General features: G+C 43.9%; 5 protein-coding genes. All 5 read left to right on the top strand.

Annotation, left to right across the window (positions count from 1 at the left end; translation table 11 throughout):
- Positions 1 to 80: 80 nt before the first annotated feature.
- Positions 81 to 1,757, top strand: a complete 1,677-nt coding sequence (locus tag KJA68_RS04330) for a CTP synthase (RefSeq protein WP_213035700.1) — start codon at positions 81 to 83, stop codon at positions 1,755 to 1,757.
- On the top strand, positions 1,754 to 2,605 hold the full coding sequence (kdsA, locus tag KJA68_RS04325; protein WP_213035699.1) for a 3-deoxy-8-phosphooctulonate synthase: 852 nt from the start codon (positions 1,754 to 1,756) through the stop codon (positions 2,603 to 2,605). The genes KJA68_RS04330 and kdsA overlap by 4 nt, the downstream gene beginning before the upstream one ends.
- A 17-nt stretch (positions 2,606 to 2,622) precedes the next feature.
- The gene (gene eno, locus KJA68_RS04320) at positions 2,623 to 3,906 is read left to right on the top strand and encodes a phosphopyruvate hydratase (protein WP_213035698.1); all 1,284 of its coding nucleotides are present in this window, start codon (positions 2,623 to 2,625) and stop codon (positions 3,904 to 3,906) included.
- A 33-nt stretch (positions 3,907 to 3,939) separates the two neighbouring features.
- Positions 3,940 to 4,257, top strand: a complete 318-nt coding sequence (gene ftsB, locus KJA68_RS04315) for a cell division protein FtsB (protein ID WP_213035697.1) — start codon at positions 3,940 to 3,942, stop codon at positions 4,255 to 4,257.
- Between the two features lie 274 nt (positions 4,258 to 4,531).
- The gene (lysS, locus tag KJA68_RS04310; protein ID WP_213035696.1) at positions 4,532 to 6,037 is read left to right on the top strand and encodes a lysine--tRNA ligase; all 1,506 of its coding nucleotides are present in this window, start codon (positions 4,532 to 4,534) and stop codon (positions 6,035 to 6,037) included.
- Positions 6,038 to 6,092 lie beyond the last annotated feature (55 nt).

Raw genomic sequence — 6,092 nt, 5'->3', positions numbered from 1 at the left:
CTTAAAGAGGGCTTTGTTGTTTGTAGGCATGATTGCTCTTGTTTTGAGAGGCATGTGAATTTACGGTATCATCACAATCCATGATTAAATATATTTTTATAACCGGCGGTGTGGTGTCCTCACTTGGAAAGGGTATCGCTGCAGCTTCACTGGCAGCAATACTTGAGTCTCGCGGTCTAAAGGTCACACTTCTCAAACTGGATCCTTATATAAATGTAGATCCAGGTACAATGAGCCCGTTCCAGCATGGTGAGGTTTTTGTTACAGAAGATGGTGCAGAAACGGATCTGGATCTTGGCCATTATGAGCGTTTTGTTTCGGCCAAAATGCGAAAAGCTAACAATTTTACGACCGGGCAGATTTATGACAGTGTTATCAGAAAAGAACGTCGCGGTGAATACATCGGTAAAACCGTCCAGGTTATTCCACATATTACAAATGAAATCAGGACATTTATAGAGCGAGGAGCAGCAGCTTCATACGATGGCAAGGCAGATGTTGCCATCGTTGAAATCGGAGGTACGGTTGGAGATATTGAATCGTTGCCCTTTCTTGAAGCAGCCCGACAAATGGGATTGCACTATGGGAGAAATGACACTGCCTTTGTTCATTTAACCTTGGTGCCATTTATAGTTAGTGCTGGTGAATTAAAGACCAAACCTACCCAGCATAGTGTCCAAAAGTTACGTGAGATTGGCATATTTCCTACGGCCTTGCTTTGTCGCGCCGATCGCCCAATTCCGGATGAGGAAAGGGCGAAGATTTCGTTATTTTCCAACGTGCGCGAAGATGCAGTTATATCGGTATGGGATGTAGATTGCATCTATAAGGTACCGCAAATGTTGCACGAGCAAGGTTTGGATCGTATTGTTTGCGAGCAGTTGGGATTAAACCAGCTTAAGCCTGCTGATTTATCCGTATGGGCTAAGCTTGTAGATGCCTTGGACCATCCTCAGTATGAAATTAGGATTGGGATGGTTGGAAAATATGTTGAATTGACGGAGTCGTATAAGTCATTAATTGAAGCATTGCGTCATGCGGGTATTCACACGTCAACTCGGGTCAATATTGAATATATTGATTCTGAGAACCTGGAGATTAGTGGCACTGATATCCTAAAGCAACTGGACGCCGTTTTGGTTCCTGGTGGATTCGGCAAGCGAGGAACAGAAGGAAAAATATGTGCAATACAATTTGCGCGTGAAAATGGGCTGCCATTTCTTGGAATTTGCTTGGGTATGCAGCTTGCTGTGATTGAATATGCACGACACATGGCAGGAATGGCAGATGCTAACAGTACTGAGTTTAATCCGGAAACAAGATATCCGGTTGTTGCGCTAATCACGGAGTGGCATGATAGCCTTGGCAAGGTTGAGACTCGAAGCGTTGATTCCGATTTGGGCGGGACCATGCGGCTTGGCGCGCAACGATGTCCGGTAAAGCCGGATACTCTTGCTGCAAGTATTTATGGGACTGAAGTTAATGAACGCCATCGCCATCGCTACGAGGTAAATAATCATTATGTGCCTGCACTGGAGAAGGCTGGATTGATTATTTCTGCTCGAACACCTGGAGAATCCTTGCCAGAAATTATGGAATTGCCGAAAACTATTCATCCCTGGTTTATTGGCGTTCAGTTTCATCCTGAATTTACTTCCACCCCACGGGAGGGTCATCCTCTGTTTACTGCCTTTGTAAAGGCGGCTATCGATCATCATTTTTCCGTGCTTTCTAATGCAAATCGAGCGGACATATGAAAATTTCCAATTTTGAAGTCGGCTTGAAATTTCCATTTTTTCTTATTGCGGGCCCTTGTGTGATTGAGTCTGAGCAATTGGCCGTGGATACGGCTGGATTTATCAGTGAACTTTGCATGAAACTGGGCATTCACTTTATTTATAAATCTTCATATGACAAGGCAAACCGTAGCTCGGGTAAATCTTTTCGTGGGTTTGGGATGGACGCGGGTCTGAAAATTTTAGACAAGGTGAAAACTGAAATTGGTGTACCAGTACTTACGGATGTGCACACTATTGAAGAAATAGCTCCCGTTGCTTCCGTTGTTGATGTACTGCAGACACCCGCATTTTTGTGTAGGCAGACAGATTTTATTCATGCTGTAGCCAGTGCAGGTCGTCCAGTTAATATTAAAAAAGGCCAGTTTCTGTCACCGTGGGATATGCAAAATGTGGTAATGAAAGCGCGCGACGCAAGTGGTCAAGATAACATTATGGTATGTGAGCGTGGGGTATCATTTGGGTATAACAATTTAGTGTCTGATATGCGCTCCATTTCGGTAATGCGCGAAACCGGTTGTCCAGTAGTTTTTGATGCCACGCATTCCGTACAGTTGCCAGGCGGGCAAGGTACAGTAAGCGGCGGACAGCGTGAGTTTGTGCCAGTTTTAGCGCGTGCGGCAGTTGCAGCCGGAGTTTCTGGAATTTTCATGGAAACGCACCCTGATCCGGCAAAAGCACTGTCCGATGGACCCAATGCTTTTCCTTTGAAGCATTTGGAGTCTCTCTTGCAAACCCTGAAGATACTGGATGATGCAGTAAAAGAATTGGGATTGATTGAGGAAATTGTAGATTTGCGTAATGTTTAGTGAAGAAGGAATAGGGCATGAGTGCAATAGTTGATGTGATAGCGCGTGAAATTTTGGATTCTCGTGGTAATCCTACAGTCGAAGCCGATGTATTGCTGGAATCAGGTATTATGGGGAGAGCCGCTGTTCCTTCAGGAGCCTCCACCGGAGATAAGGAGGCGATTGAATTACGTGATGCCGATAAGCAGAGATACTCTGGTAAGGGTGTTTTAAAGGCAGTTGAAAATGTTAATACTGAAATTGCTGAAGCAATTATTGGTTTGGATGTTGCAGAGCAGGTGTTTATTGACCAGACTATGATTGATCTGGATGGAACAGAAAATAAGTCAAGACTCGGAGCCAATGCGATATTAGCTGTATCCATGGCTGTAGCAAAAGCCGCTGCAGAGGAATCTGGATTGCCATTGTATCGTTACCTCGGTGGGTCGGCACAAATGGGGATGCCTGTTCCTATGATGAATATCATTAATGGCGGTGCTCATGCAAACAATAATATTGATATGCAGGAGTTCATGATTATTCCGGTGGGGGCGGCCAGCTTCAGGGAGGCGCTGCGTTGTGGCGCAGAGGTTTTTCACGCTTTGAAAGAACTGATCGATAGTAAGGGTATGCCAACTACTGTCGGGGATGAGGGTGGATTTGCTCCTGATTTGCCGAATAACGAAGCAGCGCTGCAACTGATTATTGAGGGTATAGAGGCGGCTGGGTATGTGCCGGGTGTAGATGTGGCAATTGGTGTCGACTGTGCCAGTTCCGAGTTTTATAACGATGGGCTATATTATTTATCATCCGAAGATCGCAAGCTAACATCGGTAGAGTTTGTTGATTACTTAGCCAGTTGGGTAGAAAAATATCCAGTAATCAGCATTGAAGATGGGATGAGTGAGCATGACTGGGAAGGTTGGAAATTACTCACCCAGCGATTGGGAAAACGTGTGCAATTGGTAGGAGATGATGTATTCGTGACGAATACCAAGATCTTGCGGGAAGGAATCCGCCAAGGATTGGCCAATTCTATACTGATTAAAATTAATCAGATTGGCACATTGACCGAAACCTTTTCTGCTATAGAGATGGCGAAACGTTCAGGATATACAGCGGTTATCTCGCATCGTTCCGGGGAAACTGAAGATACGATGATTGCTGATATAGCAGTAGGAACCAATGCCTTGCAAATTAAAACAGGTTCTATGTCGCGTTCCGATCGGATGGCGAAATATAATCAACTGCTGCGTATTGAAGAAGACATGGGCGATAGTGCGTTTTACCCTGGACGCGATGCATATAACCAGATAGCATAAGGCTTATATATTAGCATAAATTATTTTATTTATATGCGCTGGGTATATTTGATATTGGTGGCTTTGTTAATATTATTGCAGTACCCACTGTGGTTTGGAAAAGGTGGTTGGCTTAAGGTCTGGGACTTGGCTGGCAAAGTTGAAGAACAAAAACGTCTCAATCAGAAGACTCAAATGCGTAATGCAGTTTTGGATGCAGAGGTGCGCGATCTAAAGCAGGGTGTAGATGCTGCAGAAGAGCGTGCACGCAGTGAACTTGGAATGGTAAAGCGGAACGAGATTTTTTTTCAAATTGTGAATGAAAATCCGGTGTCATCTGTTACAGCGGCAGGCGATGTCAATTTACCCTAGATTTGCAATTGCTAAGTTATCGAACATAGTTTGCTTTTTTTAAGGAGCAGTGGTTCAGCAGGTTGTACCATAAGTTAAGGATTTAATGTTTTATCGAATAGTTTGGAAATTATTCCTTGGTATTCAGACAGACTCGGGATAATGTGGAATATTGATAGATTTATACCGTGACTGGTGTCTATGGCTTGAATTACACACATTATGATTCCCTTGCCTCAATTCCATGCAAAGAAAAGCACTTCTGAAATTTGTTCCTAATTATACAAGTAATATCATGAATACCGAATTAAATATTTCCCAGAAAGATGAGAACCAGATCATTGCTGAGCGTCGTGCCAAGCTCGCTGCGCTCCGTAAAGAAGGAGTGGCTTTTCCGAATGATTTCGAACGAAAGAACTTGGCCGATGAATTGCATGTTGCATACGGAGAAATGAGTCATGATGAATTGGAAGCAGCGAATATACATGTGGTTGTAGCAGGCCGCATGCTGTTAAAGCGCGTGATGGGTAAAGTCAGCTTTGCCACAATTCATGACATGAGTGGGCGTATACAGTTGTTCATTAATAACATTGATACCGGAGAATCGGTTCATAATGCATTCAAGCATTACGATTTGGGGGATATCCTTGGCGCATCAGGATTATTGTTCAAAACTAAAACCGGTGAACTTTCAGTGCGCGTGACTTGTCTTCGCCTGTTAACGAAAGCTTTACGGCCACTTCCTGAAAAATTCCATGGTTTGGCTGATCAGGAACAAAAATATAGGCAGAGACATGTTGACCTTATTACCAATGAAGAAACACGTAATACGTTTATTATCCGTTCCAAGGTAATTCAGGCTATGCGGGAGTTTTTTTTACGTCATGGTTATCTTGAAGTTGAGACACCGATGATGCATTCCATTCCTGGTGGAGCAGCGGCCAAACCTTTTATTACCCACCACAATGCGCTGGATATGCAGTTGTTCCTTCGTATTGCGCCTGAGTTATATCTCAAGAGACTCGTAGTAGGCGGATTTGAAAAGGTATTCGAAATCAATCGTAATTTTCGCAATGAAGGTCTTTCTACGCGGCATAATCCTGAATTTACCATGGTTGAGTTTTATGAAGCCTATCGTGATTACCATTATCTGATGGATTTTACCGAGAAATTGTTTAGGGAAGTTGCGCGCAAGGTGCTCGGAACTACTGTCATTTTTTATCAGGGACGTGAGCTTGATCTAGAGAAACCTTTTGCTCGTCTGACCATTGCACAGGCAATCAAGAAATATCATCCCCAGTTCACGGATGCGCAGCTGAATGATCGAGATTTTCTGATAAGCGAACTATGTGATCTAAAGGCAAAATATAGGATGTCGGATGGTGTTGGGGGATTGCAGCTATCACTTTTCGAGGAGCTGGCAGAGCATCAGTTGTTTGAACCTACATTTATCATTGATTATCCTGCAGATGCTTCTCCATTGGCTCGTCGGAGCGATATGCGCCCGGATATAACTGAGCGATTTGAACTGTTTATGGTAGGACGTGAAATTGCCAATGGATTCTCCGAATTGAACGATCCTGAAGACCAAGAAGCACGGTTTGATGCACAAGTTGCGGCTAAGGAGGCGGGTGATGAAGAAGCTATGTTTAAGGATAGTGATTACATTCATGCCTTGGAATATGGTCTGCCACCCACTGCCGGGGAAGGTATCGGTATCGATAGGTTTGTAATGCTGCTCACCAACAGCTCTAGTATCCGCGACGTAATATTGTTTCCACAAATGCGTCCCGAAAAATAGGAAACAAATCTAGATTTCTTGGTTGTTTTAGTAGCGGAACGGTGTGGCAGAAGTT

Source organism: Candidatus Nitrotoga fabula, assembly GCF_905221025.1.
GTDB lineage: Bacteria > Pseudomonadota > Gammaproteobacteria > Burkholderiales > Gallionellaceae > Nitrotoga > Nitrotoga fabula.
The sequence above is the reverse complement of the archived record's forward strand: the minus strand, read 5'-3'. Positions and strand labels throughout refer to the sequence as shown.

Coding starts and splice junctions, on each gene's coding strand:
- KJA68_RS04330 (WP_213035700.1), top strand. CDS start 81: ATGATTAAATATATTTTTATAACCGGCGGTGTGGTGTCCTCACTTGGA.
- kdsA (WP_213035699.1), top strand. CDS start 1,754: ATGAAAATTTCCAATTTTGAAGTCGGCTTGAAATTTCCATTTTTTCTT.
- eno (WP_213035698.1), top strand. CDS start 2,623: ATGAGTGCAATAGTTGATGTGATAGCGCGTGAAATTTTGGATTCTCGT.
- ftsB (WP_213035697.1), top strand. CDS start 3,940: ATGCGCTGGGTATATTTGATATTGGTGGCTTTGTTAATATTATTGCAG.
- lysS (WP_213035696.1), top strand. CDS start 4,532: ATGAATACCGAATTAAATATTTCCCAGAAAGATGAGAACCAGATCATT.